Origin of the sequence: Stenotrophomonas sp. YAU14D1_LEIMI4_1 (genome assembly GCF_003086815.1) — a bacterium.
GTDB lineage: Bacteria > Pseudomonadota > Gammaproteobacteria > Xanthomonadales > Xanthomonadaceae > Stenotrophomonas.
On sequence record NZ_CP025997.1, the window covers coordinates 4202612 to 4229514 of the forward strand.

Here is a 26903-nt window from a genome sequence, read left to right on the forward strand (position 1 = left end):
TTGCGCAAGTTGTCCACAGGGCAAAGGCTGAACGTGGCACGCCGTGTTCATGCCGGGTCTGCCCATACTGGCGGCCCCTCGCGCGAGCCCTTCCATGCGACTGCTGGCCCTGACCTATGGCACCGAAGGCGACACCCGCCCGTTGGTGATGCTGTGCCACGGCCTTCGCCAGGCCGGCCACGAGGTGATGCTGCTGGCCGAACAGGGCACGCTGGGCACTGCGCGCGCCCTGGGCGTACCGCACGCGGCACTGGAAGGCGACATCCACGACGAAGTGGTGGCCCTGGTGGCACGCGGCAACAACCTGGCTGCGGCCTCGCGCGGGCTGGCGCGGATGGCAGGCCGCCACGTGCCGGCCTGGATGGCGCAGGCCGATGCGGCCGCCACGGGCTGCGACGCCATAGTGACGGGCGGTCTGGCCGCCCTGGTGGGCTTGAGCGTGGCCGAACGGCACGACCTGCCAGCGATCGGCACCGGCATGATTCCGCTCACCCCGACGCGGGCCTTTGCATCCCCCTTCCTGCCGCCGCTGCCGCTGCCCGGGTTCCTGCGCCGGGCCAGCTACGGGCTGGTCAACCAGGCGGTTTGGCGCACGTTCCGCAAGCCGATCAACTTGGCGCGCGCCGCACTGGGGCAAGCCCCGCGCCGCGCGCTGTGGACCGGCCTGCCGATGCTGTACGGCATTTCCCCGCAGCTGCTGCCGCCGCCGCCGGACTGGCCGGCCGACCATGTGGTGTGCGGGCAATGGCGGATGCCGGAGCAACCGTGGTTGCCGCCGCCAGACCTGCAGGCCTTCCTCGATGCCGGTCCGCCACCGGTCTACCTGGGCTTCGGCAGCATGACCGGCTTTGATCGCGAGCGCGTGCTGCCGGCGTTGCTGCAGGCCCTGGCACCGCGCCGCGTGCTGCTGTTTCCCGGCTGGGCGGGCCTGCCTGCAGGCGACCTGCCGGCGAACGTGTTCGTCGTTGGCCCGACACCGCATGAAGCGTTGTTCCCGCGCTGCGCGCTGGCCATCCATCACGGTGGCAGTGGCACCACGCATTCGGCCTGCCGCGCGGGTATTCCCTCGCTGGTGATGCCCTTCGCTGCCGATCAGTTCTTCTGGGCGCGGCGCCTGCAGGCGCTGGGTGTTGCGCCAGCACCACTGTCGCCGAAGCGGTTGCATGCGGCCACGCTGGCGACGGCCATCGCATTCGCTGAAGACCCGGAGACGCGCGCACGTGCTGCTGCACTGGGTACAGCGATGGCCAGCGAAGACGGCGCGGGCACCGGTGTGGCGATGATCGAACGGTTGGCGGGGTTTCCCGATGGGGTCGGATCCCGCGTCGACAGACGCGGGCTCTGACCCCTGCTGCAGGCCACCTCAACGCAGGTGCGGAATCACCTGCGCCAGCAGGTGCGCATCCTTCAGCGCGCCATGCAGGCCGCGATTGCCGGGAATGCGCAGGCGCTGCAGCACATCATCGAGCTTGTTGCCTTGGCCCGGCCAGCGCCCACGTGCCAGCTTCAGGCTGCAGGTGATGCGGCAGTATTGCGCCAGGCTGCCAGGAATGCCGGCCAGGCGCAGCTCGTTGTCGAGGAAGCCGACATCGAAGGTGGCGTTGTGCGCGACCATCTCGCTGCCACGCAGGAATTCCAGCAGCTCGGCGGCCTTGCTCGAGAACAGCGGCTTGCCGACCAGCATCGCATTGCTGATGCCGTGCACGCGCTGCGCGCCCCAGTCCACCGAACGCTGCGGCTGCAGGTAGGTGTGGAACTGGCGGCCGGTGAGCTGGCCATCGATCAGTTCCACCGCACCGATTTCGATAACCCGATGGCCCATGCGGTGGGAAATGCCGGTGGTTTCGGTATCCAGTGCGACGATGCGGCTCATGCGTGTGGCGGTTTCCTGGTGCGTGCAATGATGATTTTCGCATGCCCGGCGCGTGTCACCCCAACACCTCCACCGCCCATTCAATGAACACCCGCAGGCGCTGGCTCATATGCCGGTTCGGCGGAAACATCACGTGCATCGGCATCGGCGGCAGCTGCCAGTTCTGCAGCACCGGCCGCAGTTCGCCGCGGGCCACGTGCGGCGCGGCCATGTAGCTGGGCAGCGCGACCACGCCCAGGCCCGCCACGCCGGCGGCCAGGTAGGCGTTGCCATCGTCGAAGGCAACCGTGTAATGGCCCTGCACCTCCATGCGCTCATCACCACGGCGGGCGCTGAACACCCGCGCGCGACCGCTGCGCGGGCTGAGGAAGCCGACCACGTGGTGGTCCGGCCCTTCCAGCGCGCGCGGGTGGTCGGGCGTGCCGAAGCGTTGCAGGTAGGCAGCGCTGGCGTAGAAGCCGAGCGGCAGGCTGGCCAGCGGCCGTGCAACCAGCGCCGGGTCGGCCGGCGTGCCGCCGCGGATCACACAGTCCACGTTGTCGGCGATGACATCCACTTCGCGATCGCTCACCCCGATGTCCAGCTGGATCTCCGGGTAGCGTGCATGGAAATCCGCCAGCGCCGGCACCAGCCTCAGCCGTGCATAGGGGCCGGGCACATCGATGCGCAGGCGCCCGCGCGGCTGGCTGGCGGCCTCGCCCAGGCCGCCTTCCACCGCCTCCAGTTCGGCCAGCAGGCGGGCGATACGCGGGTAGTACGCCGCGCCGTCGGCGGTGGTGCTGACGCGCCGGGTGGTGCGGTTGAGCAGGCGCAGGCGCAGGTGCGCTTCCAGCTGCTGCACCAGCTGGGTGACCGTGGTGCGGCTGATCTGCAGGGTGTGCGCGGCGCGGGTGAAGCTGCCGGTTTCCACCACCCGGGCGAAGGCCCGCATTGCCTCGAATCGGTCCATGGGCGGCCCACGATTGTTTGGGATCGACAATCAATCTAGGCCGATTATCGCGGCTTATCCAGACAGCATTGGCGAGCAGGATAGCCCTCTCTTCCACGGGATAGTCCCCATGTCACAGCGTGATGTCGTGTTCCCCGCCGGTCGCCAGGCCCTCTACGAGCGCAACCGCTACTCGCCGGCCATCCGCTCCAACGGCTTCCTGTTCGTCTCCGGCCAGGTCGGCAGCCGCGAAGACGGCTCGCCCGAGCCGGACTTCGAAACCCAGGTGCGCCGCGCCTTCGACAACCTCAATGCGGTGCTGGCAGCCGCCGGCTGCACGTTCGACGATGTGATCGACGTGACGGTGTTCCTGGTCGATCCGGAAAAGAATTTCGAGAAGGCCTGGGCCATCGTGCCCGAATACTGGGGCCAGGCGCCGCACCCGACCCTGACCGGCATCGGCGTGACCTGGCTGTATGGGTTCCAGTTCGAGATCAAGGTGGTTGCGAAGCTGCCGTAAGTGGACGGGGGCAGAGCCCTTCCTGCGGAAGGGATCTGACCCCTCCGGTCAGGGCTCGCGGCGGTGCAGCCAGCGGTACAGCACGGGCAGCACCAGCAGGGTCAGCAGCGTGGACGAAACGATGCCGCCGATCACCACGGTGGCCAGGGGTCGCTGCACCTCCGAACCCGCACCGACATTGAAGGCCATCGGCACGAAGCCCAGCGAGGCGACGAGGGCGGTCACCAGCACCGGGCGCAGGCGCCCCAGCGCGCCTTCGCGCACCGCATCCAGCAGGGGCAGGCCCTGTTCGCGCAGGTGGCGCACGAAGCTGATCATCACCAGGCCGTTGAGCACCGCCACGCCCGACAAGGCGATGAAGCCCACGCCTGCCGAGATCGACAACGGCAGGTCGCGCAACGCCAGCGCCAGGACGCCGCCGGTCAGGGCCAGCGGCACGCCGCTGAACACGATGGCCGCATCACGCACCGATCCGAACGCCCAGAACAGCAGCACGAAGATCAGCAGCAGCGTGACCGGCACCACCACCGCCAGGCGCTGGCTGGCCGAGATCAGCTGCTGGAAGCTGCCGCCGTAGTCGATCCAGTAGCCGGCCGGCAGTTCCACCCTGCCCTGCACCGCCTGCTGCAGGTCCGCCACGAAACTGCCCAGGTCACGATCGCGCACGTTGGCGGTGACCACGATGCGGCGCTTGCCGTTGTCGCGGTTGATCTGGTTCGGCCCTTCGCTGGTTTCGATGCGGGCCAGTTCGCGCAGCGGCACGGTGCGCGGCGCACCGCTGCCCGCGGCCACGCCCCGGCTCAACTCGTCGCCGTTGTCACTGGCCAGCGCCGGCTCCAGCGAAATCGGCAGGTCGGCCAAGGCGGCCGGGTCCTGGCGCAGTGCTTCGGGCAGGCGCACCACGATGTCGAAGCGGCGGTCACCTTCGAACAGCTGCCCGGCCACCTGCCCACCCACGGCGGTGGCCACGGTGGACTGCACCTGGCCCGGGTTCAAGCCATAGCCGGCCAGCCGCTGCCTATCCGGTAGCACGGTCAGCAGCGGCAGGCCGGTGGTCTCTTCCAGCCGCACATCGGCCGCACCCGGTACCGCTGCGACCACGCGCTGCAGGCGCTGGCCGACGTTGCGCAGGGTGTCCAGGTCATCGCCGTACAGCATCACCGCCACATCGGCACGCACGCCGGAGATCAGCTCGTTCATGCGCATCTGGATCGGCTGGGTGAACTCGTAGTTGTTGCCGGGCAGCGATTCCACCGTGCGTTCCAGCTCGGCCAGCAGCGTGGTACGCGGCTTGCGCGGGTCGGGCCACTGGCTGCGGGGCTTCATCATGATGAAGGTGTCGGCCACCGAGGGCGGCATCGGGTCGGACGCCACTTCCGGCGTGCCGATCTTGGAAAACACCTTGGCCACTTCCGGCACCTGCAGCAGGCGGCGTTCAATCTGCACCTGCATCTGCACTGACTGCGCCAGGCTGGTGCCGGGAATGCGCATGGCATGCATGGCCACATCGCCTTCGTCCAGGCTGGGCACGAATTCGCTGCCCAGCCGCGTGGCCAGGGCGCCGCAGCCCAGCACCAGCACCAGGGCGCCCACGGCGACCCAGCGGCCGCGGCGCAGGGTGAACGCCAACAGCGGCTGGTAGCGCCGCCGCAGCCAGGCCATCAGGCGGTTTTCCTGTTCCTGCACGCGGCCACCCAGGAACAGCGCGATGGCGGCCGGCACGAAGGTCAGGCACAGCAGCATGGCGCCGGTCAGTGCCAGCACCACGGTGATCGCCATCGGGTGGAACATTTTTCCTTCCACGCCGGTAAGCGCGAAGATCGGCAGGTACACGGCGGTGATGATGCCCAGGCCGAACAGGCTGGGGCGGATCACTTCGGCGGTGGCGCTGGCGGTTTCGGCAAAGCGTTCGGCCACGGTCATGTCGCGGCCCAGCGCGTGCTGGCGTTCGCCGAAGCGGCGCAGGCAGTTCTCGATGATGATGACTGCGCCATCGACGATCAGGCCGAAGTCGAGTGCGCCCAGGCTCATCAGGTTGGCCGAGACGCCGCCACGGGCCATGCCGGTGAGGGTGAACAGCATGGCCAGCGGAATGACCGCCGCGGTGATCAACGCGGCACGCACGTTGCCCAGCAGCAGGAACAGCACCACGATCACCAGCAGCGCGCCTTCCAGCAGGTTGCGCGCCACGGTCTGGATGGTGCGGTCGACCAGCGCAGTGCGGTCGTAGCTGGCGGTAACGGTCACTCCCGCGGGCAGGCTGGCCTGCGCCTGCTGCAGGCGAGCGGCCGCGGCCTGCGCGACCTCGCGACTGTTGGCACCGACCAGCATCACCACGGTACCCATCACCACTTCGTGGCCATTCTGGGTGGCCGCGCCGCTGCGCAGTTCCGGGCCATCGGCCACGCTGGCCACGTCGTGCACGTGGATCGGCACGCCTTCGCGGCGGTCCAGCACGATGTTGCCGATCTCCTGCAGATCGGCCACCTGGCCGGGAATGCGCACCAGGAACTGCTGGCCATTGCGTTCGATGTAGCCGGCACCGACGTTCTGGTTGTTGGCCTGCACGGCTTCGGCCACGTCGTCCAGGCTGAAGCCCAGCGAGCGCAGTCGCGCCGGATCCGGGGTGATGTGCACCTGGCGCTGGAAACCACCGATGGTGTTGACCTCGGTCACGCCCGGCACGTTGCGCAGCTGCGGGCGGATCACCCAGTCCTGCAGCGTGCGCAGATCGGTGGCGGTATAGGCCGTGCCGTCGGGCTTGCGCGCCTTGGGATCGGCGTCGATGGTGTACATGAAGATCTCGCCCAGGCCGGTGGCAATCGGCCCCAGCTGCGGGTCCAGCCCGGCCGGAATCTGCGAGCGCACCTGCTGCAGGCGTTCGGCCACCTGCTGGCGGGCGAAGTACAGGTCGGTGCCGTCCTTGAACACCACGGTGACCTGCGAAAGGCCGTAGCGCGACAGCGAACGCACGTGGTCCAGCTTCGGCAGGCCGGCCATCGCCGTTTCCACCGCGTAGGTGATGCGCTGTTCGCTTTCCAGCGGCGAATAGCCGGGCGCGGCGGTGTTCACCTGCACCTGCACGTTGGTGATGTCCGGGGTGGCGTCGATCGGCAGCCGGGTGAAACTCCAGATACCGAACGCCACCAGCACCAGAGTCAGGCCCAGCATCAGCCAGCGGCGCTGGATGGCCGCGGCGATGATGCGTTCCAGCAGCCCGTGGCGGGCGTTGGGGTCAGTGCTCATGGCTGGCACCCGCCTTGCCGATGTCGGCCTTCACCGTGTAGCTCTGCTGCACCACCACCTGCTCGCCGGCACGCAGCCCGGCGCTGACCGCCACCTGCTGCGCATCGCGTGCGCCCAGGGTGACCGGTCGCGCGGTATAGGTGTCGCCCTCGCGCACGAACACCACGTCCTTGCCGCCCAGGGTCTGCAACGCGCTGAGCGGCACCACGATACCGGCCGGCGTGCTGGCCACCACGATGCGCGCGCGCACCGCCGCACCTGGCCGCCACAGGCCATCGGCATTGTCCACGCTGGCGCGCGCCACGGTGCTCTGGCTGGCGGTGGCGGTGCCGGGCAGCACGCGTTCCAGCGTGGTGACCTGGCTGACGCCGTCGGTCATGCGAGTGACGGTAACCGGTACGCCGGCGGTGATGTGCTGGGTATCGGCACCGAAGATATGCAGATCCACCCACAGCTGCGACAGATCGCCTATCTCGAACAGCACCTGGCCCTCGCCCGCCACGGCGCCCACCTGCACCTGCCGTGACAGCACCACGCCGCTGATCGGCGCGGCCACGCTGTAGGTAGTCAGGCTGAGGTTGCTGTCGATGCTGGCCAGCGGTTGGCCGGCGCGCACGCGGTCGCCCACGTTCGCGCGCAGCGCGCGCACCGGGCCCGGGAAGCGAGCGGTGACCTGTGCACTACGCCCATCAACCGGGGCCAGCAGGCCCTGCACGTCGTGTTCGTCGGCGATGGTGCCGGCGCCCGCTGCGGCGCTGACGATGCCCGCCTCGGCCGCCTGCGCGGCGGTGATGGTGGTGCGCTCGGGCGCGTCGTCGGCATGCGCGGCTTCGCCTTCGGCGTGATCGTGGTCATCGTCCGCAGGCGACGCGGCCTGCGGGCCGCCGTTGCCACACGCGCTCAGCGCTGCCAGCAGCGCGGCCACGGTGGCCAGTCGGATCAGGGAGGTGACAGCCTTCATGGCAGGGTTCCTTCAGCAGAGGCGGCCAGCAGCGGTTGTCCGCTCAGGCGCTGGATTTCGATCAGGGCGGACTGTGCCGACAGCGCGGCATCCAACTGGCGCTGCCGCGCTTCAATGCGCATGCCCTGCAGCTGGGCCCATTCCAGGTAGCTGATGGCACCGGCGCGCCATGCGGTTTCGGCGGCCTTTTCGGCCTTCTGCAGTTGCGGCAGCACGTCGCGCTGCATGCGCTGCACCTCCAGCCGGGCGGTTTCGTAGCGGCCGTGTGCCTCGGCCAGGGTGGCGTACAGCTGCAACGCGCGGGCCTCGCGCTCGACTGCGCTCAGGGCCAGTTCGGCTTCTGCGGCGCGGATCTCCGGCGCCGCACGGCGCGCACTGCCCAGCGCCATGCTGAAGCCGGCCAGCAGGGCGCTGTCGCCGCTGTCACGCATGTGGCGCACGCCCAGCTGCCAGGACAGGTCACTGCGCTGCTGGCTGCGCGCCAACTGCAGCTGCGCTTCGCGCACGCGTGCTTCGGTGGCGATCGCCGCCAGTTCCGGCGTGCGCTGCAGCAGCTGCGCCAGCTGCTGGAAGTCCTGCAGCGCGGGCAGCTGCAAGGGGTCGCCGGTAATGGCATCGAAATCCACTTCGCGCGCGTTCCACAGCGCCGCCAGCGCCATACGCGCGGCGCGTGCGGCCTGCAGGCTGCGGTCGCGGTCCAGTTCGGCCTGGGCCAGTGCCGCCTGCGCGGTCAGCAGCGTGGACGCCGGCGAGGCACCGGCCTGAAGGCGCAAACGTGCGGCGGCCACCGCGCGGCGGCGCTGCTCGATATCGTCCACGGCGATGCGGCGCTGCTGTTCGGCCGCGCTGATGGCCAGGTAGCGGCGCGCGGTTTCGGCCAGCAGATCCAGGCGGGTGATCTCGCGCTGCGGGGCCAGCGCGTCCAGGTTGGCCTGGGCCACGGCACGACGCGCGTCCAGCTTGCCGCCGCGTTCCAGCACGCCGGCCAGGGTGACGGTGGCTTCGGCGGCATCGAAGCCGCGGGTGCTGCCGGTGCCCAGCACGTTCTCCACTTCCACGCCGAGCACCAGCGCCGGGGTGAGGGCGGCACCGTCCAGACGGGCTTCGGCGGCCTGGCGCTGCAGGGTGGGCAGGCGCAGGTCGGGATGGGTACGGGCGACACGGTCGACGGCCGCGTCCAGGGTCAGGGGGTCAAGCGACGACGGCGCCTGCGCATGCACGCACGGCGCGATCGCCAGGGCCGCGACAGCGGCCAGGCGGATCCACATGGGAATACTCCGGAAACCTCAGGGCAGGATCGGAAGCCCGCGCACGGCGGGCGATGGATCAGGCCTGGATCGGAGGACGCAGCAGCGATTCCAGCGGCGCGGGACGGCCGTCGGTGTCGATCGTGGTCGGCGCGGCGGCAGACGGCGGCAGCGGCAGTTCCCAGCTGGCCAATGCGAACGGCAAGACGCCGCCCTGGCCGTGGCAGTGCCCGCAATGCACCAGCGCGTGCAGCAGGCGAGCGCTGGTGTCGTCCGGATCGTGCCCGGCATCGAGCCCGGCGGCATCGTGCGGCGCCGCCGGATGGTCCAGATGCGACATCTCGTGCAGCTCGCCCAGTGCCGACGCCGTGGCGCCGCCCGCGCTGCCGATCGCCACCACCACCAGCATCAGCAGGCGGAGCAGGAACGACGGGCGGCGGCGCACGAAGCGGATCATGCCAGGAGGGTAGCGGGCGTTGCAGCCGTTACACAATCGCAGCCGCTCGCCGGGCATGGCCCGGCGGCGTGCCCGGTCAGGCCTTCCGGCGTTCGGCGATATACGCCTGGATCTGCTGTTCCAGCACCGGCAGCGGCACCGAACCCTGTTTCAGCACGGCATCATGGAAGCCCTTGATGTCGAACTTGTCGCCCAGTTCCTTCTCGGCCTGGGCACGCAGGCGCACGATGGCGATTTCACCCAGCTTGTAGCTCAGTGCCTGGCCCGGCCAGGAAATGTAGCGATCCACTTCGGTGGTCACTTCGTGCTCGCTCAGCGCGGTGTGGTCGCGCAGGTAGGCCAGCGCCTGGTCGCGCGTCCAGCCCTTGCTGTGCACGCCGGTGTCGATCACCAGGCGCGCGGCGCGCCACATTTCGTAGGTCAGGCGCCCGAAATCCTCGTAGGGGGTCTCGTAGATGCCCATTTCTACGCCCAGCTTCTCGCAGTACAGCGCCCAGCCTTCGCCGTAGGCCGAGATGTAGGCATTGCGGCGGAACTCGGGCTGTTCGCCCTGCTCGGCCGCCAGCGCGCCCTGCAGGGCGTGGCCCGGGTCGGATTCGTGCAGGGTGAGCGCGGGCAGGTTGTACAGCGGGCGCGACGGCAGATCGTAGGTGTTCACCCAGTAGGTGCCCATGCCACCGCGACCCGCGGTCCAGAACGGGGCGATATCCGGCGGCACCGGCACGATGGTGAAGCGGGCGCGCGGCAGGGTCATGAACTTGCCGATCTGGCCGTCGGCACGCTTGGAAATCCACGCAGCGCGCGACAGCAGCTCTTCCGGCGTCTTGGCATAGAACTGCGGGTCGGTGCGCAGGAAAGTGAGGAAGTCGGCGAAGCTGCCCTTGAACTGCACCTGCTTGATGATGGCGTTCATTTCCTGCTGGATACGGGCCACTTCTTCCAGGCCGATCCGGTGGATCTGGTCGGGCGACAGATCCAGCGTGGTGTACTCGTGGATCTGCTGCTTGTAGTACGCCTTGCCGCCCGGCATCGCTTCGGCGGCCAGGGTGGTGCGGGCCTGCGGCACGTATTCGTTCACGAAGAAGGTGCGCAGCTGCTGGAACGCCGGCACCACCTTGCCGCCGATCGCCGCCACTGCCTGCTCGCGCAGCGCGGCCTGTTCGGCGGCCGGAATGCTGTTGGGCAGCTTCTTGAACGGTGCGTACAGCGGCGACTGGGTCGGGTCCTTCAGTTCGGCCACGGTGGCGATGGACACTTCGCGGCCATCAAGCACCGCGCGCGGCACGCTGAAGCCGCGCTTCAGGCCGGCGCGCATGTTGTCGGTCTGCTGGCCGAAGTAGCGCGGCACATCGTTCAGGCGGGCAATGTAATTGCGGTAGTCCTGCGCGGTCTTCATCTCGCGCCGGGCCATGAAGGACAGGTTGGACCAGAACGAGGAATCGGAATTGAACGGCATTTCGTAGCCGCGCAGGCGGGTTTCCTCGGCCAGGTTGAACACCTGGTCGCGATAGATCGCGTAGTTCACCTGGTTGGCCGCACTGAGCGTGGCCGGGTCGATCTTCTTCAGTTCGGCCAGGGTCTGGTCCCAGACCTTCAGCCGGCCCTGCTGGGCGGCGGCGCTGACATCGGGCAGGCGGGTGGCATTGGCCGGTGCATCGCCGTCTTCGCTGGCTTCACCACCGCCGTCCTGGCGCCACTTCCATTCTTTCTCGTAGATCGCGCGGAACGCCGCGTCGGCGGGCGATTCGGCGGCCATGCTGGCCGGTGCGGCGGCAGCGGGCGGCGCGGCCAGGGCAACGGCCGGCGAGGCCAGGGCGATCAGCAGGGCAACGGCAAGACGGGTTTTCACAAGCACAGGTTCCCGGGAAGGCAGACCCCGATGATCGCACCGCCAGCCCCGCGCAGGCATGGGACGAAGGTCCTGCCTCATGAGTAGATCCACGCCATGCGTGGATGCGCCGGGGATCCGGACGGGGGTCAGAGCCCGTTCCTGCGGAAAGGGATCCGACCCCGGCCCTCAATGGCTGGCTTTGTCGCGCTTCCAGCCGCGGTGCTTGATGTCCAGGTGCAGGCTGTACAGCGCGGTGAACGCCGGGAACAGGTTCTGCAGCACGCCCACCGAATCCTGCTTGGCCGAGAACAGGAAGTAGCTGAGCGTCATCAGGCTGCCGACCACGCTCATGTACCAGAACAGGCGCGGGATGACCGGCTTGCCCGCCCGCTTGGAGGCCACGAACTGCACCAGCCAGCGGCCACCGAACATCAGCGCGCCGGTGTAGCCGATCAGCTTCCAGCCGGTCACGTGCAGGCCGGTCCAGTACAGCCAGGTCAGCGGTTGGTCCAGCCAGTGCAGCTCCATCAACGCTCCTCCACCGCAGTGCGCTTGCTGCGGGTGATCAGCCACGCCACGCCGCGCAGGTCGCGGATGCCGACCAGCGCGCGGCCCAGGTTGTTGTACTTGGAAACCCCGGCGGTGCGATGGCGATGGTTCACCGGCACGCTGGTGGTCTTCCAGCCGGCCCGCTGCATCAGCGCCGGCAGGTAGCGGTGCATGTGGTCGAAGTACGGCAGGTCGAGGAAGGCGGCGCGTTCGAACAGCTTGATGCCGCAGCCGGTATCGGGGGTGTCGTCGCGCAGCATGCGCGCACGGATCGCATTGGCCCAGCGGCTGGCCCAGCGCTTGCTGCCGCTGTCCTGGCGGTTCACCCGCCAGCCGGCGAACAGCTTTACCTGCGCATCGGCGGCGGCGCGGGCGGCCAGCAGCTTGGGAATATCGGCCGGATCGTTCTGGCCATCACCATCGAGGGTGGCGATCCACGGCGCGCGCGCGTGCTTGACCCCGGTGCGCACGGCGGTGCTCTGCCCGCTCTGGCTGACATGGTGCAGCACCCGCAGTTCCGGGGTGGTGGCCTTCAGACCCTGCAGCACGGCCAGGGTGTCGTCGCGCGAATGGTCGTCGATGTAGACGATCTCGAACGGCAGATGGCCGCGCAGGGCGGCGGTGATCTCGGCCACCAGCGGGGCGACATTGTCGCGCTCGTTGAACACCGGAACGACAACGGAAAGCTCAGGTTGGCTCATGGGGCACTCGGCCAAGAGGGAAACAAAGACCGCGCATTGTCCGCAGCCGAGGTTATCCGAAGATGAACCCGGCTGCGTGAGGAACCGTCCTCAGGCGCGATCGCCAAAGTACTCGCGGCACCACTGCACCACCGGCGGCAGCCCCTGTTCGATCGGGGTGGCCGCGTCGAAGCCGAATGCGTCATGAGCACGCCGGGTATCGGCCATGGTCCGCACCATGTCGCCGGGCTGCATGGGCTTGTAGACCTTCTGCGCCGGGCGCCCGGCCGCCTGTTCGATCACGCCGATGAAGCGTTCCAGCTCGACCGGGGTGTGGTTGCCCAGGTTGAACACGCGGTGCGGCACCGGCTCGGTGGACGGGTGCGCGAGGGCGCCGAGGATACCGGCCACGATGTCGGAAACATGTGTGAAGTCACGCTGCATGCGCCCTTCGTTGAACACGTCGATGGGACGACCGGCCAGGACCGCGCGCGAGAACAGCAGCGGCGCCATGTCCGGGCGGCCCCACGGGCCATACACGGTGAAGAAGCGCAGGCCGGTGGCATGCAGGCCATACAGCTGCGCGTAGGTGTAGGCCATCAGCTCGTTGGCGGCCTTGGTGGCCGCGTACAGCGAGCGCGGCTGGTCCACGCGCTGGTCTTCGGAGAACGGCGGCGTGGCCGAATCGCCGTACACCGAGCTGCTGGAGGCGTACACCAGGTGCTGCACGCCGCGGTGGCGGCACAGTTCCAGCATGTTGACGAAACCGGTCAGGTTGCTGTCGACGTAGGCATGCGGGTTTTCCAGCGAATAGCGCACGCCGGCCTGCGCGGCCAGGTGGATCACCGCGCTGGGCTGCACTTCGTCGAACAGCGCGGCCAGGCCTTCGCGGTCGGTCAGGTCCAGCGTGCGCAGGTCCAGCGTGGGGCACAGCGCGGCCACGCGGTCGCGCTTGATCTGCGGGTCGTAGTAATCGTTGAAGTTGTCCAGGCCAACCACGGCCTGGCCCTGCTCCAGCAGGGCGCGGGCGGTGTAGGCACCGATGAAGCCGGCAGCGCCGGTGAGCAGGAGGGTCATGGCGGGGGCTCTACGCGCAGGAATGCAGCACAGATGTTACCCGCCTGGCTCAGGACAGGCCCAGCCGTGGCCGCGCCACGTTGAAGCGGCCGGTGTCGATGCGGTCATCGATGCCCTTGGCCTGCAGGCGTTCGAGCAGTTCATCGGCCCCCTCCTGCAGCTTCAACGCCATCTCTTCGGGGTACAGCGGCAGCACCGCGCGGAAGGCGATCGTGCGGCCATCATCGTCCAGCAGTTCGCCAAAGGCCGGCGGCACCGAAGCCGGATACACCACCATGGCCCCGTCGAACCGCACGTCGGCCGCGTAGGGTTCGGCCGGATTGCCATGCGGCACGGTGTGCCCGGGTGCCAGCCAGGTGTCATACAGATGCGGCAGGCGTGCCAGCGTCTGCAGCAGGCGCACCGGCCAGTAGAAGCACTCGTCCTGCAGCGATTGCGCATCCAGCGGCCAGTGGGCCGGCAGGGTCAGCATCAGTTCGGCGAAATGCGGAACGTCCACGCCCGGCGGCAGGTTCATCGGCAGATCGCTCATGCCCGAGGTGACCAGCTGCAGCCAGGCACGGTCGGCGGTGGGCGGTACCACATGCACCAGCACGCGCACCGTATCGGGCAGCGCATCGTCGAACGCGCCCGCTACCGGCCCCAGGTGGCGCTCGATGTAGGCACGGATCTGCGCCGTGTGCGGTTGGCCCTGTGCAGGCGAATGCACGGTGTCGCGGCGGTGCAGGTGCATGCGGCTGCCACCGGGGCTGACATCGTCGAAGTCGTTGCTCATGCACGGTTCCCTGTCAGGCCCCGGGGCACGGCGCAGGCGCGCCGTGCGCGGGGCAGAAACCCGGCCGGGCTCAGCCCTGGCGCGTACGCAGCTTTTCCAGCACGCCGTCCAGGGTATCCAGGTCGGTGTAGTGGATGATCAGCTTGCCCTTGCCGCCGCGGCCGTGATTGATGGCCACCTTGGTGCCCAGCGATTCGGACAGTTCGGTTTCCAGCGACGCGATGTCGGCCTGCTGCACCTTCGGCGTGGCCACCGGGCGGTTGCTGGGCACCTTGCCGGCGGCGAAGGCCTGCGCGCGGCGCTCGACCTCGCGCACCGACCAACCTTCGTCGGCCGCTTCCTGGGCCAGCTTGCCGGCCAGTTCCGGGGCCAGGGTCAGCAGCGCGCGGGCGTGGCCCATTTCCAGACGGCGGGTTTCCAGCAGCAGGCGGATCGCCACCGGCAGTTCCAGCAGGCGCAGCAGGTTGGACACCGCCGCGCGCGAGCGGCCCACCGCTTCGGCGGCCTCGGCGTGGGTCAGGGTGAACTCGCTGATGAGGCGCTGCAGCGCTTCGGCTTCTTCCAGCGGGTTCAGGTCTTCGCGCTGGATGTTCTCGATCAGCGCCATCGCGATGACGGTGCGGTCTTCCAGCTCGCGCACCACCACCGGCACTTCGTCCAGCCCGGCCAGCTGCGAAGCGCGCCAGCGGCGTTCGCCGGCCACGATTTCGTAGTTGCCGGCCGGCAGCTGGCGCACCAGGATCGGCTGGATCACGCCCTGGGACTTGATCGAATCGGCCAGCTCGGAGAGCTTGCCTTCGTCCATCTCGCGGCGCGGCTGGTACTTGCCCGGCTGCAGCTGGCCCACGGCCAGCTTGCGCAGCACTTCACCCGGCAGCGGCTCGATGACAGCAGTGGTGGCCTGCACCTGGCTGACCGCGCCCTTCGGACCCAGCAGGGCGTCCAGGCCGCGGCCGAGGCCTCGCTTCTTGGCTGCAGGCTTGCTGGTCATCAGGCGGTCTCCACGGCCTTGGCGGCCTTGTTGCGTTCGTTGTTGCGACGGATGATCTCGCCGGCCAGGCCCAGGTAGGCCACGCCACCGCGCGAGGCACGGTCGTAGCCGACGATGCTCTGGCCATGGCTGGGGGCTTCGGCCAGGCGCACGTTGCGCGGCACGATGGTGCGGAACACACGATCACCGAAGTGTTCGGTCAGTTCGGCCGACACCGCGTTGGCCAGGTTGTTGCGCACGTCGAACATGGTGCGCAGCACGCCTTCGATCTCCAGCGCAGGGTTCAGGTTGGCACGCAGCGCTTCGATGGTTTCCACCAGCGCACTCAGGCCTTCCAGTGCGTAGTACTCACACTGCATCGGCACGATCACCGAATCGGCGGCGGCCAGTGCGTTCAGCGTGAGCAGCGACAGCGCCGGCGGGCAGTCGATCAGGATGTAGTCGTACTCATCGCGGATCGGCGCCAGTGCGCGCTTCAGGCGCTGCTCGCGCGCTTCCTGTGCCATCAGCTGGATCTCGGCTGCGGTCAGGTCGATGTTGCCCGGCAGCAGGTCGTAGCCTTCGGCGGTGGCCACGCGCACATCGGCGGCGTTGGCTTCACCCAGCAGCAGATCGTAGGTGGAGGCGACCAGTTCGCGCTTGTCCACGCCGCTGCCCATGGTCGCATTGCCCTGCGAATCGAGGTCGACCAGCAGCACCCGCTTGGGTGCGTTGGCCAGGGAAGCGGCCAGGTTGACGGCGGTCGTGGTCTTGCCGACGCCACCCTTCTGGTTGGCGATGGCGATGATGCGGGCCATGCAGGTGTGCCTCGTCGACGGATGGTTGGGACAGGTCATTATGCGTACAACCGGCCCCGGGCGGAAACCGTGGATCGCCAACCCGTTGTTGCACAAGGGGTCGACGAGCGGGTTCAAGGGCCGGTAACGGTGACCAGATGGCGTTCGCCGGCCAGGCCGGGCACGCTCAGCGGGGTCACCTCGCGCACCTGCCAGCCGGCCGGCAGTGCGGCGATCTCGTCATGCGGGTAGACCCCCTTCATGGCCAGCAGCACGCCGCCGGGGCGCAGCAGGTGGCCGCCCACGCGGACGATGCCGGCCAGGGTGTCCATGGCGCGCGCGGTCAGCTGGTCGTAGGCGCCGGCCTCGTCCAGTGCCTCGGCGCGCGACTCGGCCACGCGGGCATTGGCCAGGCCCAGCTGGCGCACGGCTTCTCGCATGAAGCGCGCCTTCTTGCCGTTGCTTTCCACCAGGGTGACCTGCAGGCCCGGGCAGGCGATGGCCAGCGGGATGCCGGGCAGGCCGGGGCCGGTGCCCAGGTCGGCCAGGCTGCCATCGGCCACGAACGGCTGCATGGCCAGCGAATCGAGCAGGTGGCGGGTGACCATCTCCTGCGGGTCGCGGATGGCGGTCAGGTTGTAGGTGCCGTTCCAGCGGTGTAGCAGGGCCAGGTAGCGCAGCAGCGGCGGCGCCAGGTCGGCCGCCAGGCCCATGCTGGCCAGGCCCTGTTCCAGCGTGGCAACCACGCCGGCGGGAAGATCATGTTCGCTCATGCCGCCATTATCGCCGGTTTTGCCCGCCGGTTCGCCGCTTCGGTGCGCGGCATCAATCGGCATGCCAGGCCAACGCGGCGCGGAACTGGCCGCTGGCCTGCCATTCGTGCAGGTGCCAGCGCTCGGCCTGGCCCAGTTCGGCGTCGCAGGCCAGCAGGTGCAGCGCGCCATCGCGGCCGGGGGCCAGGCGCAGGCGGTGCAGGCCGAAGGAAATGCCCTGCCCGTGCGCCTTCAGGATCGCCTCCTTGGCGCACCAGACGCGGAAGAACCAGTGCTCGCGCTCGGCCACGGACAACCCTTCCAGCCAGGCCACCTCGTCGGGGTGGAAGAAGCGCTGCACGATTTCCAGCAGCCGCGGGCGTGGGCGCAGCAGTTCCAGGTCCACCCCCAGGCGCACGCCCTCGCCCAGCGCCACCAGCAGCACCTCGCCGCTGTGGCTCCAGCCGGTGCCGTAGTGGGCCAGCGCACCGGCCAGCTCGGGCCGGCCCTTGTCATCACGCACCAGCGGCAACGCCTCCGGTTCGCCCCCCAGCGCCTGCGCCAGCACCTGCCGCGCCTGCGGCTCGCCCCGCTGGCCGGGCACATGCGGGCGCCGCCAGACGGTGACCGGGCCGAACCGCCAGGGGCCGTCCAGGGTGGCCGGCAGGCTCATCCGCACGCCCCCGTCACGGGATTGCACGACGGGTTCACGGCGCTGCGCGTCAACTGGGCGCGTTCCCTTCCGGAGGTCACGTACATGGGCATCATCATCTGGCTGATCGTGGGCGGCGTGGTGGGCTGGCTGGCCAGCATCATCATGCGACGCGACGCCCAGCAGGGCATCATCCTCAACATCGTGGTCGGCATCGTCGGCGCGCTGATTGCCGGCTGGTTGTTCGGCGGCGGCATCAACGAAGCGATTACGATCCGCACGTTCCTGTTCTCGCTGATCGGCGCGGTGATCCTGCTGGCCATCGTCAACCTGTTCACCCGCAAGAGCATACGGTGATCCGAGGGGTAGCGCCGGGCCATGCCCGGCGTCTCCCTGCCGCCGCTTCGCTCGCCGGGCATGGCCCGGCGCTACCGCTTCAACCCAATTCCACCCATGCCGGGGCATGGTCGCTGGGGCGTTCCCAGGTACGCGGCTCGCGGTCGATGCCCGCGGCCACCGCACTGCCCTTCAGCGCATCGGACACCAGGGTCAGGTCGATGCGCAGGCCCAGGTTGCGGCGGAAACCGGCCGCACGATAATCCCACCAGCTGAACACACCGGCCTCGTCGTTGTGCAGGCGGAAGCCATCGTGCAGGCCCAGCTGCAGCAGCTTGTTCAGCGCGCCGCGCTCGGCGGTGGAGGTCAGGATGTGGTTTTCGTTCCACACCTCCGGGTCGTGCACGTCGCGTGCGTCCGGGGCGATGTTGAAATCGCCCATCACGATCAGCTTCGGGTGGCGCTGCAGTTCCTGCGCGATCCAGGCATGCACCGCCTCCAGCCAGCGCAGCTTGTAGTCGTACTTGTCGGTGCCGATGTCCTGGCCGTTGACCACGTACAGGTTGATCACCCGCAGATCGCCGAAGGTGCCGGCGATGACACGCTTCTGCTCGTCCTCGAAGCCGGGGATGCCGATCTGCACGTCCTGCGCCGGCTCACGCGACAGCAGGGCCACGCCGTTGTAAGTCTTCTGGCCGGCGAACACGCTGCGGTAGCCGGCGGCGATCAGCGCCGCATCGGGAAACTTGTGGTCCTCCAGCTTGGTTTCCTGGATACCGACGATGTCCGGGCCGAAGTCCTTGAGCCACTGCTCCAGGTGCGGCAGGCGGACATTGAGCGAATTGACGTTCCACGAGGCGATTTTCATGGGGGCATTCTACCCGGGTGGATCGGCCCGGGCGTGCCGTCCGCTGGCCGGCAACGGGCCGTCAGCTCGCTGACGGCTGCCCCCCCCTCCCGTACAATCCGGGACGCCCTTTGGATCGCATGGAATCACCTTGGACGCAGACGCATTCGTGGCCAATTGGCACGCGGAAAAGGAAAAGCTTCTGTCAGATGCCTGGATGCCGGGCACTGAGTGCGAGGCAAGGATCACGGCAATGGGCCTTACCTCAGAGCAGACTGTGCAACTGCAGGATCTGCTCGGGACCTTCACCAGAGACGTGATGTACACGCTGTTGCTCGGCTTGGATGGCAGTGCCTCATTGGGTAGCGACCAGCGCAGCTATACCTTGCTGGATGAGGATGGCTCTGTAATCGCGAAGGAAGGCGACCTCGAAGCCGCCGCCTACGCGTGGTTTCAGGAAGGCCGGGCTCCGCGCTGATCCCGCCCACGGGATGCCGCGCATGCCGGCCCGGTAGCGCTGGCCGCTTGCCGACAACCCCGCGTGCCAACCAAGGTTGGCACCTACCAGTAGAGCCACGCCATGCGTGGCTTCACCGCAGCAGGAACCGCAACAACCCCGCAATCTTCGAATACGGCGGCCGCAGCCGGTCGCTGGCCGCCCAGCGTGACTGCCACAGCACCGGCAGCCGCTTGCTCATGGCATCGAACCCGGCCCGGCCGTGGTACGCGCCCATGCCGCTGGCCCCCACCCCGCCAAACGGCAGGCCATCGGCGGCGAAATGCAGCAGCGTGTCATTCACCGTCACCCCGCCGGCCACCACCTGGTCGAGGATGCGTTCCACCGTCGCGCGGTCCTCGCTGAAGGGGTACAGCGCCAGCGGCCGGTCGCGGGACAGCACGTCGGCCAGCGCCGCATCCAGGTCCGGGTAGGCCCGCACCGGCAGGATCGGGCCGAAGATCTCCTCGCGCATCAGGTCCAGGTCATCCGGCGGGTCCAGCACCACGGTGGGCACCAGCAGGCGCTCGCGGTCGGCGCGCGTGGCATCCACCTGGGCCAACGGAATGACCGGCACGCCGCGCTCGCGGGCCTGCGCCAGATAGCCCTGCAGGCGCTGGTACTGGCCCTCGTTGATGATGCGCGTGTAGTCATCGGCATCGGCGAAATCCCCGTAGCGCGCACGCACTTGCTGCTGCAGCGCCTGCACGAACTCGCGCTGGCGCACGGTGTCGATCAGCACATAGTCTGGCGCAATGCAGGTCTGGCCGGCGTTGAACCACTTGCCGGTGGCCAGCCGCGCGGCGGCTTTGTCCAGTGGGAAATCGCGGCAGACGATGGCCGGTGATTTGCCACCCAGTTCCAGCGTGAGCGGCACCAGATGCTCGGCCGCCGCCGCCATCACCTTGCGGCCGACGGCCGTAGAGCCGGTGAACACCAGATGGTCCAGCGCCAGCGAGGACACGGCTGCAGCCACATCCGCACCGCCCTGCACCACCGCCACGCGATCGGGCGGAAACACGCTGGCCAGCAGATCGGCCAGGAACGCGCTGGTGCGCGGCGTGTGTTCGGACGGTTTGAGCAGCACGTGGTTGCCCGCCGCGATGGCCGTGGCCAGCGGCACCAGCGCCAGGGTGACCGGGTAGTTCCAGGGCGAAATCACCCCGACCACCCCCAGCGGCGTCGGCCGCAGCTGCGCGCGCGCCGGCCACAGCCGCCAGCCGGCGCCCACCCGCCGCGGCTTCGACCAGCGCCGCAGGTGGCGGCGCAGGTGGTCGATGGCCGACAGCACGCTCATGCCATCGGCCAGCTTCGATTCGACGTGGGCGCGGTGACCGAAGTCCTCGGCGATGGCCGCAGCCATTTCATCCAGACGCGCCTTCAGTGCTTCGCGCAGGCGGCGTAGATCGGCCTCACGCTGGTCCAGCGAAGGGCGCTGGACCTGCCAGGCGCTGCGCAGGGTGTGCAGGAGGGCGGGAAGGTCGGCCGGGGCGGTGGTGGTCATGGGCCGACTATACGGGCTGCCGCGCTATTCACTGGGGTCAGATCCCTTTCGCGAGCGAAAGGGATCTGACCCCGGGCGTGCCGAACGCTGTCTTTTCGCGTCTGCGGATTTAGTGCCGCGCGTTGCGCGGTCGCCGAGCATGGCTCGGCGCTACCGGGAAACGAAAAGGCCGTGGTCTGCACCACGGCCTCTCCTCTATCCGATTATCATCATTCCTACTTGGTGATATCCACGTCCTTGGTCTCACGCAGGAACAGGCCGCCGATCACCACCGACATCAGCGCGATGATGATGGGGTACCACAGGCCGTAGTACAGGTTGCCGGTACCGGCCACCAGTGCGAACGAAATGGCCGGCAGGAAGCCACCGAACCAGCCGTTGCCGATGTGGTACGGCAGCGACATCGAGGTGTAGCGGATGCGGGTCGGGAACAGTTCCACCAGGTAGGCGGCGATCGGGCCGTAGACCATGGTCACGTACAGCACCAGCAGCCACAGCATGAAGATCGTGCCGGCGTAGTTGATGCGCGAACCATCGGCCTTGGCCGGGTAGCCGGCGGTGGTCAGCGCGCCCTTCAGCTCTGCACCGAAGGCATCGGCCTTGGCCTTGCCTTCTTCCTTGGTCAGGCCGGCGGCCTCATACGAGGTCACACTGGCCGTGCCCACGTTCACCATGGCCAGCGAACCGGCCGCGGCCGGCTGCACGTCATACGGCACGCCCGCCTTGGTCAGCGCGGCGGTGGCCACGTCGCAGGAGCTGGTGAACTTGCGCAGGCCGACCGGATCGAACTGGAACGAGCAGGTGCTGGGATCGGCAACCACCAGGGCCGGCGAGCTGCTGCGGGCTTCTTCGATGGCCGGGTTGGCGAAGTGGGTCAGGCCCTTGAAGATCGGGATGTAGGTGACGGCAGCCAGCAGGCAGCCGGCCAGGATGATCTTCTTGCGGCCGATACGGTCGGACAGCCAGCCGAAGAAGATGAAGAACGGCACGCCCAGCGCCAGCGCGGCGGCAATCAGCAGGTAAGAGGTGGTGGCATCGACCTTCAGCATGCTGCTCAGGAAGAACAGCGCGTAGAACTGGCCGCCGTACCAGACCACGGCCTGGCCGGCCGCGGCACCCAGCAGCACCAGCAGCATCAGCTTCAGGTTGCCGCCCTTCAGGCTGTCACGGAACGGGGTCTTGGAACCCTTGCCTTCGGACTTCATCTGCTGGAACAACGGCGATTCGCTCAGCTGCAGGCGGATCCACACCGAAACGCCCAGCAGCAGGATCGACACCAGGAACGGAATGCGCCAGCCCCAGGCTTCGAAGGCTTCGTTGCCCAGGAAGTAGCGGCAGGCCAGGATGATCAGCAGCGACATGAACAGACCCAGCGTGGCGGTGCACTGGATGAAGCTGGTGTACAGGCCGCGCTTGTCGTCCGGCGCGTGCTCGGCCACGTAGGTGGCGGCACCGCCGTATTCACCGCCCATGGCCAGGCCCTGGGCCAGGCGCAGGATGATCAGGATCACCGGTGCGGCGAAGCCGATCGAGGCGTAGTTGGGCAGCACGCCGACCAGGAAGGTCGAGATGCCCATGATCAGGATGGTGACCAGGAAGGTGTACTTGCGGCCGATGCGGTCGCCGAGGCTGCCGAAGAATGCCGCGCCGAACGGTCGCACGAAGAAGCCTGCGGCAAAGGCCAGCAGGGCGAAGATCATGCCGGTGGTTTCATTCACACCACTGAAGAACTGCTTGGCGATGATCGCGGCGAGGGAGCCGTACAGGAAGAAGTCATACCACTCGAAGACCGTGCCGAGGCTCGATGCGAAGATGACCTTCTTGTGGCCTTTGGTCAGGCTGCCCGCGGCGTTATGCGCGGTGCTGGGTGTACTGGACATGAGACGTTTTCCCCTTTGTAGGTGCCGACCAAGGGTCGGCACTCATTCAAAAACTATATTTGGTGGTGAACTGCACGCGGTTGATATCGCCCTTGCGCCCGTCTTCGATCTCACGCACGCCGTACATGTACTCGGCACCGATATCGACCTTGGGCATCGGCGTGTAGAAGATGTTGCCGCGGATGCTCTGCACGCTCTTGGTCACCAGCGGGCCCAGGCTGCCATCGTTGTCGTAGTCGCTGCGCGCGTAGATCAGGTTGGTGCGCAGCTTCGGGGTGAACGCATGCCGCCAGCCCACGTAGCCGGCAAGCACGCCGGTCGGGTTCAGTTCGTCACGTGCCACGTCGTAAGCGGTATCGGCGGTCACACCCAGACCGATGTAACGGGCAATGCCTTCACCACCGGTCAGCTGGTAATGCAGCGAATCGTTGCCGCCCATCACCCACTTGCCGCCCACGGTCAGGCCGCCGCCCACCTTGTCTGCCTTGGCCCCGGTGGCCTGGTTGTCGACCTTCAGCTGGCGCACGATGCCACCCACGCCGAAGGTGCCCCAGTCGCCCTTCCAGCCGTAACGCAGGGTCAGATCGGGCAGGCTGCCGCGGTCGGAGTTGGCGCTGGCGTTGGTCCAAGCCCCGGTCACCGGGTTGCGGGTGCCGGTCAGGGTCGTGGTTTCCGGGTTCTCCAGCGCTACGCTGAAGCCGCCGTTGGTGTAACGCACCTGCGCCTGGCGCACGAAGATCACACCGTCGGTGGGACCGACGAAATCGACCGCTTCAGGCAGCGCTGCGGCGTCCATGAAGTTGGACCAGGTCTGGCCGGCCAGCCAGTTGTTCCAGTACATGTACGCATGGCGCAGGGTCACGCCATAGGTGTTGGTGGCGGTCTGGTTGCCCAGCGAATTGCCGAAGAAATCCATCTCGAACAGCGCGCCGGACTTGTTGCCCGATTCGCTGACGTTGTCGATGCCGATGTTGAAGCGCGAGAACTTGGCGTGGGCGTTGTAATCCACGTCCGAGCGCTTGCCGCTGCCGCCGGCGCCGGCCACCGGGGTCTGGCCCGGCAGGTACAGCGCGCGGCCGGTGGCATCGTCAGCCAACTGGCCATCGCCGGTCTGGGTGGCCAGGAAGTCGGCCTTGATGAAGCCGCCGATCTTGACCGTGGTGCCCGGCGCCGCGCCGGGGGTGATGGTGGTGACCTGGATCGGCTGCTTGCCCGCAGGCACGGCCGGCTTCTGCTCGGCCTGCACGGTGCGGACTTCGGTGACCGCCTGCTGGGTCTGCACGATCTGGGTCTGTTGCTGCTGCTGCGATGACAGCAGCGCCTGGACCTGGCGTTCCAGCTCGGCAACGCGCGCTTCCAGTGCTTTCTCTTTGGCGGTTTCTGCAAACGCCATGCCCGGTGCGACCAGGGCGACCAGCAAGCAGGCCGCCAAAGGTTTGCGCACGGCTTTCAACGTACGGTGGCTCATGTTGCCCTCTCTCCCAAGTGGCAAGGTGATGCCGCGCGTGGGGCACGGTCGAGCCGAGACTGCGGGGGGTTTATGTATAGCGGTATTCGCCATTGGTCGAAGCCGGGCTGCTACGGGCCGGTCTTTCGACCATGGTCTAAGCGCAGTGGTGACGCGACCCCACGTGGATGGGGCAAACTGGTGGCGGAGGGTCGTTGCGATGCTGCGACCGCACATGAAAAGTCAACGTGCAAGTGAGGGTGCCATGGCTGATATCTACCCCGTCGATCCGCAGTTCGCCGCCAAGGCACGCATCGACAAGAAGTCCTACGAACAGCAGTACCAGGCGTCGGTGTCCGATCCGGATGCCTTCTGGGGCAAGGCCGCGCAGCGGCTGGACTGGATGCGTGCGCCGACCAAGATCCGCAACGTCAGCTACGACCTGGCTGATTTCCACATCAAGTGGTTCGAAGATGGCGAGCTCAACGCCAGCGTGAACTGCCTGGATCGCCAGCTCGAAACGCGCGGCGACAAGACCGCGTTGCTGTTCGAACCGGACAGCCCGGATGCACCGGCCCAGCACGTGACCTATCGCGAGCTGTACGAGCGCACCTGCCGCCTGGGCAATGCGCTGCGCAACCTGGGCGTCAAGAAGGGTGACCGGGTCACCATCTACCTGCCGATGATCGTCGATGCCGCGGTGGCCATGCTGGCCTGCGCGCGCATCGGTGCGATCCACTCGGTGGTGTTCGGTGGCTTCGCCCCGAATTCGATTGCCGACCGGGTGAGCGATTGCCAGAGCAAGCTGATCATCACCGCCGACGAGGGTCTGCGCGGCGGCCGCAAGGTGCCGCTGAAGGCCAACGTGGATGCCGCGTTGAAGCTGCCGGGCACCAACACGGTGGAAACCGTGCTGGTGGTGCGCCACACCGGCGGTGCGGTGGACATGCAGGCCCCGCGCGACCGCTGGTTCCACGACGTGGTGGACAGCCAGCCGTCCACCTGCGAACCGGAGCGTATGAACGCGGAAGATCCGCTGTTCATCCTTTACACCTCCGGTTCCACCGGCAAGCCCAAGGGCGTGCTGCACACCACCGGCGGCTACCTGCTGTACGCGGCCTACACCCATGAAGCGGTGTTCGACCTGCGCGAGGACGACATCTACTGGTGCACCGCCGACGTCGGCTGGGTCACCGGCCACAGCTACATCGTGTACGGCCCGCTGGCCAACGGCGCAACCTCGCTGATGTTCGAAGGCGTGCCCAACTACCCGGACACCTCGCGCTTCTGGAACGTGATCGACAAGCACAAGGTGTCGATCTTCTACACCGCCCCCACCGCCATCCGTGCGCTGATGCGCGAGGGCGAGGAGCCGGTGAAGAAGACCTCGCGTGCCTCGCTGCGCCTGCTTGGCAGTGTTGGCGAACCGATCAACCCGGAAGCCTGGCGCTGGTACTACGAGGTGGTGGGTGACAGCCGTTGCCCGATCGTCGATACCTGGTGGCAGACCGAAACCGGCGGCATCCTGATTTCGCCGCTGGCCGGCGCGATGGATCTGAAGCCGGGTTCGGCCACCCTGCCCTTCTTCGGCGTGCAGCCGGCGCTGGTCAACGCCGATGGTGAGATCCAGGACGGCCCGACCGAGGGCAACCTGATCATCCGTGATTCCTGGCCGGGCCAGATGCGCACGGTGTATGGCGACCACCAGCGCTTCATCGATACGTATTTCCGCACCTACCCGGGCAGCTATTTCACCGGCGACGGCTGCCGCCGCGACGAGGATGGCTACTACTGGATCACCGGCCGCGTGGACGATGTGATCAACGTGTCCGGCCATCGCATCGGTACCGCCGAAGTGGAAAGCGCGCTGGTCTCGCACCCGAAGGTGGCCGAGGCGGCCGTGGTCGGCTTCCCGCACGACGTGAAGGGCCAGGGCATCTATGCCTACGTGACCCTGGTGGCCGACGAAGCCCCCAGCGACGAACTGCACAAGGAACTGGTGGCGTGGGTGCGCAAGGAAATCGGCCCCATCGCCACGCCCGACCACCTGCAGTGGGCGCCGGGCCTGCCGAAGACACGCTCGGGCAAGATCATGCGCCGCATCCTGCGCAAGATCGCCGAGAATGCACCTGACCAGCTTGGCGACACCTCGACCCTGGCCGATCCGTCGGTCGTGGCCTCGCTGGTGGACGAGCGCAAGGTGCGCTGATGCATCGCCCGGGGTCAGAGCCCGGGGTCGGATCCCTTTCCGCAAGGAAAGGGCTCTGACCCCAGCAGATTCCGGCCGCCACGGGGTCAGAGCCCGTCCCTGACGGAACGGGATCTGACCCCGAACAGTTTCCCCCACGGTTCCCCCCGACCATGACCACCCTTCTGATTGCCGATGACCACCCCCTGTTCCGCGAAGCCCTGCGCGGGGCGGTGCAGCGGGTCATCCCCGGCGTGCAGTTGTTCGAGGCCGACAGCGTGGAAGCGCTGTACGCGCTGGCCGACCAGCACAACGATGCCGACCTGGTCCTGATGGACCTGAACATGCCCGGTGCGCAGGGCTTCAACGCGCTGGTGCACATGCGGTCGCTGCACCCGCACCTGCCGGTGGTGGTGGTCTCTGCGCGCGAAGAAGCCACGGTGATGCGCCGTGCGCTGGACCACGGCGCGCTGGGCTTCATTCCCAAGTCGGCCGACTCGGACACCATCGGCCATGCGCTGGGCACCATCCTGGATGGCGAAACCTGGGCGCCGCCGGAAGCGCACAACGTGCCGCCCACTGGCAGCGAAGAACGCGAAGTCGGCCAGCGCCTGCGCGAGCTGACCCCGCAGCAGTTCCGCGTGCTGCAGATGCTCGGCGCCGGTCGCTTGAACAAGCAGATCGCCTACGACCTCAATGTTTCCGAAGCGACCATCAAGGCGCACGTGACCGCGATCCTGCGCAAGCTGGGGGTGACCAACCGCACCCAGGCGGTGCTGATGGCCGGCAAGCTGGCCATCGACGACGACGCCATCGTGCTGCCGCCGGAAGAAGACTGACCCCCGCCGGGCATGGCCCGGCGCTACCTTGACCACACTGGTGCGTGCCAA

General features: G+C 68.0%; 24 protein-coding genes and 1 pseudogene. 6 read left to right on the forward strand and 19 right to left on the reverse strand.

What is annotated here, in order from left to right; genetic code table 11:
- Positions 1–94 precede the first annotated feature (94 nt).
- The gene (locus C1932_RS19275) at positions 95–1345 is read left to right on the forward strand and encodes a glycosyltransferase (protein ID WP_108763235.1); all 1251 of its coding nucleotides are present in this window, start codon (positions 95–97) and stop codon (positions 1343–1345) included.
- An 18-nt stretch (positions 1346–1363) separates the two neighbouring features.
- Here the strand turns inward: C1932_RS19275 and dnaQ are convergent, their stop codons facing one another.
- Together dnaQ and C1932_RS19285 are read right to left on the reverse strand one after the other, a co-directional pair.
- The gene (gene dnaQ, locus C1932_RS19280) at positions 1364–1873 is read right to left on the reverse strand and encodes a DNA polymerase III subunit epsilon (RefSeq protein ID WP_108763236.1); all 510 of its coding nucleotides are present in this window, start codon (positions 1871–1873) and stop codon (positions 1364–1366) included.
- A 55-nt stretch (positions 1874–1928) separates the two neighbouring features.
- The gene (locus C1932_RS19285) at positions 1929–2822 is read right to left on the reverse strand and encodes a LysR family transcriptional regulator (protein ID WP_108763237.1); all 894 of its coding nucleotides are present in this window, start codon (positions 2820–2822) and stop codon (positions 1929–1931) included.
- 109 nt (positions 2823–2931) lie between these two features.
- Between C1932_RS19285 and C1932_RS19290 the strand changes: the two genes are divergently transcribed.
- Positions 2932–3321 carry a RidA family protein gene (locus C1932_RS19290; RefSeq protein ID WP_108763238.1) on the forward strand — a complete coding sequence of 130 codons (390 nt, stop codon included), beginning with the start codon at positions 2932–2934 and terminating at the stop codon, positions 3319–3321.
- A gap of 48 nt (positions 3322–3369) precedes the next feature.
- Here C1932_RS19290 and C1932_RS19295 read toward each other — a convergent pair whose 3' ends face one another.
- From C1932_RS19295 to C1932_RS19355, 13 genes and pseudogenes are all read right to left on the reverse strand, one after another.
- Positions 3370–6537, reverse strand: coding sequence for a CusA/CzcA family heavy metal efflux RND transporter (locus C1932_RS19295; protein WP_199912041.1), 3168 nt, complete (start codon positions 6535–6537; stop codon positions 3370–3372).
- 19 nt (positions 6538–6556) lie between these two features.
- Positions 6557–7369 (reverse strand): annotated as a pseudogene (locus C1932_RS19300) (efflux RND transporter periplasmic adaptor subunit); the annotation flags it as partial.
- Positions 7370–7524: 155 nt separating this feature from the next.
- Positions 7525–8796, reverse strand: a complete 1272-nt coding sequence (locus C1932_RS19305) for a TolC family protein (RefSeq protein ID WP_108763241.1) — start codon at positions 8794–8796, stop codon at positions 7525–7527.
- A 58-nt stretch (positions 8797–8854) separates the two neighbouring features.
- Entirely contained in the window at positions 8855–9232 is a 378-nt protein-coding gene (locus tag C1932_RS19310; protein ID WP_234412219.1) for a hypothetical protein, read from the reverse strand.
- A 76-nt stretch (positions 9233–9308) separates the two neighbouring features.
- Positions 9309–11081 carry a DUF885 family protein gene (locus C1932_RS19315; protein ID WP_108763242.1) on the reverse strand — a complete coding sequence of 591 codons (1773 nt, stop codon included), beginning with the start codon at positions 11079–11081 and terminating at the stop codon, positions 9309–9311.
- Positions 11082–11249: 168 nt separating this feature from the next.
- On the reverse strand, positions 11250–11591 hold the full coding sequence (locus C1932_RS19320; RefSeq protein WP_108757547.1) for a lipid-A-disaccharide synthase N-terminal domain-containing protein: 342 nt from the start codon (positions 11589–11591) through the stop codon (positions 11250–11252).
- On the reverse strand, positions 11591–12313 hold the full coding sequence (locus tag C1932_RS19325; RefSeq protein WP_108754613.1) for a glycosyltransferase family 2 protein: 723 nt from the start codon (positions 12311–12313) through the stop codon (positions 11591–11593). The genes C1932_RS19320 and C1932_RS19325 overlap by 1 nt, the downstream gene beginning before the upstream one ends.
- A gap of 90 nt (positions 12314–12403) precedes the next feature.
- Positions 12404–13369 carry an NAD-dependent epimerase/dehydratase family protein gene (locus C1932_RS19330; protein ID WP_108763243.1) on the reverse strand — a complete coding sequence of 322 codons (966 nt, stop codon included), beginning with the start codon at positions 13367–13369 and terminating at the stop codon, positions 12404–12406.
- A 49-nt stretch (positions 13370–13418) separates the two neighbouring features.
- The gene (locus C1932_RS19335; RefSeq protein WP_108763244.1) at positions 13419–14144 is read right to left on the reverse strand and encodes a suppressor of fused domain protein; all 726 of its coding nucleotides are present in this window, start codon (positions 14142–14144) and stop codon (positions 13419–13421) included.
- 70 nt (positions 14145–14214) lie between these two features.
- Positions 14215–15135 carry a ParB/RepB/Spo0J family partition protein gene (locus C1932_RS19340; RefSeq protein WP_108751359.1) on the reverse strand — a complete coding sequence of 307 codons (921 nt, stop codon included), beginning with the start codon at positions 15133–15135 and terminating at the stop codon, positions 14215–14217.
- The gene (locus C1932_RS19345; RefSeq protein ID WP_108754616.1) at positions 15135–15932 is read right to left on the reverse strand and encodes a ParA family protein; all 798 of its coding nucleotides are present in this window, start codon (positions 15930–15932) and stop codon (positions 15135–15137) included. The genes C1932_RS19340 and C1932_RS19345 overlap by 1 nt, the downstream gene beginning before the upstream one ends.
- Before the next feature lie 113 nt (positions 15933–16045).
- Positions 16046–16684, reverse strand: coding sequence for a 16S rRNA (guanine(527)-N(7))-methyltransferase RsmG (gene rsmG, locus C1932_RS19350; protein WP_108754900.1), 639 nt, complete (start codon positions 16682–16684; stop codon positions 16046–16048).
- 52 nt (positions 16685–16736) lie between these two features.
- Entirely contained in the window at positions 16737–17336 is a 600-nt protein-coding gene (locus C1932_RS19355; RefSeq protein WP_108763245.1) for a 4'-phosphopantetheinyl transferase superfamily protein, read from the reverse strand.
- Positions 17337–17420: 84 nt separating this feature from the next.
- Here C1932_RS19355 and C1932_RS19360 point away from each other — a divergent pair, with 84 nt between their 5' ends.
- The gene (locus C1932_RS19360) at positions 17421–17672 is read left to right on the forward strand and encodes a GlsB/YeaQ/YmgE family stress response membrane protein (protein WP_108754901.1); all 252 of its coding nucleotides are present in this window, start codon (positions 17421–17423) and stop codon (positions 17670–17672) included.
- 79 nt (positions 17673–17751) lie between these two features.
- Here the strand turns inward: C1932_RS19360 and xth are convergent, their stop codons facing one another.
- A complete protein-coding gene (gene xth, locus C1932_RS19365; protein ID WP_108763246.1) occupies positions 17752–18519 on the reverse strand; it encodes an exodeoxyribonuclease III in 768 nt (255 codons plus the stop codon).
- 130 nt (positions 18520–18649) lie between these two features.
- Between xth and C1932_RS19370 the strand changes: the two genes are divergently transcribed.
- Entirely contained in the window at positions 18650–18976 is a 327-nt protein-coding gene (locus C1932_RS19370) for a hypothetical protein (RefSeq protein WP_108763247.1), read from the forward strand.
- Positions 18977–19088: 112 nt separating this feature from the next.
- Here the strand turns inward: C1932_RS19370 and C1932_RS19375 are convergent, their stop codons facing one another.
- From C1932_RS19375 to C1932_RS19385, 3 genes are all read right to left on the reverse strand, one after another.
- Positions 19089–20498: a coniferyl aldehyde dehydrogenase gene (locus tag C1932_RS19375; protein ID WP_108763248.1), complete on the reverse strand. Its 1410-nt coding sequence runs from the start codon at positions 20496–20498 to the stop codon at positions 19089–19091.
- Positions 20499–20713: 215 nt separating this feature from the next.
- Positions 20714–22378 (reverse strand): MFS transporter, encoded by a 1665-nt coding sequence (locus C1932_RS19380; protein ID WP_108763249.1) that lies wholly within the window; start codon positions 22376–22378, stop codon positions 20714–20716.
- Between the two features lie 46 nt (positions 22379–22424).
- Positions 22425–23846: a DcaP family trimeric outer membrane transporter gene (locus tag C1932_RS19385; protein ID WP_108754623.1), complete on the reverse strand. Its 1422-nt coding sequence runs from the start codon at positions 23844–23846 to the stop codon at positions 22425–22427.
- A 244-nt stretch (positions 23847–24090) separates the two neighbouring features.
- Between C1932_RS19385 and acs the strand changes: the two genes are divergently transcribed.
- Positions 24091–26034 (forward strand): acetate--CoA ligase, encoded by a 1944-nt coding sequence (gene acs / locus C1932_RS19390; RefSeq protein WP_108763250.1) that lies wholly within the window; start codon positions 24091–24093, stop codon positions 26032–26034.
- Between the two features lie 152 nt (positions 26035–26186).
- The gene (locus C1932_RS19395) at positions 26187–26852 is read left to right on the forward strand and encodes a response regulator transcription factor (protein WP_006477308.1); all 666 of its coding nucleotides are present in this window, start codon (positions 26187–26189) and stop codon (positions 26850–26852) included.
- Positions 26853–26903: the final 51 nt, after the last annotated feature.

What these genes read in the sequence shown, in the direction of transcription:
- C1932_RS19275 (WP_108763235.1), top strand. Translation starts at nt 95, where the DNA reads ATGCGACTGCTGGCCCTGACCTATGGCACCGAAGGCGACACCCGCCCG.
- dnaQ (WP_108763236.1), bottom strand. Translation starts at nt 1,873, where the DNA reads ATGAGCCGCATCGTCGCACTGGATACCGAAACCACCGGCATTTCCCAC.
- C1932_RS19285 (WP_108763237.1), bottom strand. Translation starts at nt 2,822, where the DNA reads ATGGACCGATTCGAGGCAATGCGGGCCTTCGCCCGGGTGGTGGAAACC.
- C1932_RS19290 (WP_108763238.1), top strand. Translation starts at nt 2,932, where the DNA reads ATGTCACAGCGTGATGTCGTGTTCCCCGCCGGTCGCCAGGCCCTCTAC.
- C1932_RS19305 (WP_108763241.1), bottom strand. Translation starts at nt 8,796, where the DNA reads ATGTGGATCCGCCTGGCCGCTGTCGCGGCCCTGGCGATCGCGCCGTGC.
- C1932_RS19310 (WP_234412219.1), bottom strand. Translation starts at nt 9,232, where the DNA reads ATGATCCGCTTCGTGCGCCGCCGCCCGTCGTTCCTGCTCCGCCTGCTG.
- C1932_RS19320 (WP_108757547.1), bottom strand. Translation starts at nt 11,591, where the DNA reads ATGGAGCTGCACTGGCTGGACCAACCGCTGACCTGGCTGTACTGGACC.
- C1932_RS19325 (WP_108754613.1), bottom strand. Translation starts at nt 12,313, where the DNA reads ATGAGCCAACCTGAGCTTTCCGTTGTCGTTCCGGTGTTCAACGAGCGC.
- C1932_RS19330 (WP_108763243.1), bottom strand. Translation starts at nt 13,369, where the DNA reads ATGACCCTCCTGCTCACCGGCGCTGCCGGCTTCATCGGTGCCTACACC.
- C1932_RS19335 (WP_108763244.1), bottom strand. Translation starts at nt 14,144, where the DNA reads ATGAGCAACGACTTCGACGATGTCAGCCCCGGTGGCAGCCGCATGCAC.
- C1932_RS19340 (WP_108751359.1), bottom strand. Translation starts at nt 15,135, where the DNA reads ATGACCAGCAAGCCTGCAGCCAAGAAGCGAGGCCTCGGCCGCGGCCTG.
- C1932_RS19345 (WP_108754616.1), bottom strand. Translation starts at nt 15,932, where the DNA reads ATGGCCCGCATCATCGCCATCGCCAACCAGAAGGGTGGCGTCGGCAAG.
- rsmG (WP_108754900.1), bottom strand. Translation starts at nt 16,684, where the DNA reads ATGAGCGAACATGATCTTCCCGCCGGCGTGGTTGCCACGCTGGAACAG.
- C1932_RS19355 (WP_108763245.1), bottom strand. Translation starts at nt 17,336, where the DNA reads ATGAGCCTGCCGGCCACCCTGGACGGCCCCTGGCGGTTCGGCCCGGTC.
- C1932_RS19360 (WP_108754901.1), top strand. Translation starts at nt 17,421, where the DNA reads ATGGGCATCATCATCTGGCTGATCGTGGGCGGCGTGGTGGGCTGGCTG.
- xth (WP_108763246.1), bottom strand. Translation starts at nt 18,519, where the DNA reads ATGAAAATCGCCTCGTGGAACGTCAATTCGCTCAATGTCCGCCTGCCG.
- C1932_RS19375 (WP_108763248.1), bottom strand. Translation starts at nt 20,498, where the DNA reads ATGACCACCACCGCCCCGGCCGACCTTCCCGCCCTCCTGCACACCCTG.
- C1932_RS19380 (WP_108763249.1), bottom strand. Translation starts at nt 22,378, where the DNA reads ATGTCCAGTACACCCAGCACCGCGCATAACGCCGCGGGCAGCCTGACC.
- C1932_RS19385 (WP_108754623.1), bottom strand. Translation starts at nt 23,846, where the DNA reads ATGAGCCACCGTACGTTGAAAGCCGTGCGCAAACCTTTGGCGGCCTGC.
- acs (WP_108763250.1), top strand. Translation starts at nt 24,091, where the DNA reads ATGGCTGATATCTACCCCGTCGATCCGCAGTTCGCCGCCAAGGCACGC.
- C1932_RS19395 (WP_006477308.1), top strand. Translation starts at nt 26,187, where the DNA reads ATGACCACCCTTCTGATTGCCGATGACCACCCCCTGTTCCGCGAAGCC.